This window comes from Citrobacter sp. Cs237, assembly GCF_030332325.1.
GTDB classification, from domain to species: Bacteria; Pseudomonadota; Gammaproteobacteria; order Enterobacterales; family Enterobacteriaceae; genus Citrobacter_A; species Citrobacter_A sedlakii.
This window is the reverse complement of the sequence record NZ_JAOWIB010000022.1, coordinates 1-232: the sequence shown is the minus strand read 5'-3', so window position 1 is coordinate 232 and position 232 is coordinate 1. Positions and strand designations below refer to the sequence as shown.

1 protein-coding gene is annotated in these 232 nt (G+C 65.9%); it reads left to right on the top strand.

The features are described 5' to 3' along the window. On the top strand, window positions 1-232 hold a 232-nt coding region (locus OGY07_RS00115), incomplete at both ends, for an Ig-like domain-containing protein (RefSeq protein ID WP_286597911.1).

Below are 232 nucleotides of genomic sequence, written 5' to 3'. Positions count from 1 at the left end.
GGCGCGGACCTGACGCTTTCCGGCACCACCACAAACGTGGAAGCCGGCCAGAACGTCACCGTCACCTTTGGCGGCAAAACGTACACCGCCAGCGTTGACAGTAACGGAGCATGGACGCTGGTCGTCCCGGCTGCGGATCTGGCTGGTCTGAGCGACGGCAGCGCCCGCGTGGAGGCCAGCGTCAGCAATGCGGCAGGTAACTCCGCATCGGCCACCCACGACTACAGCGTGG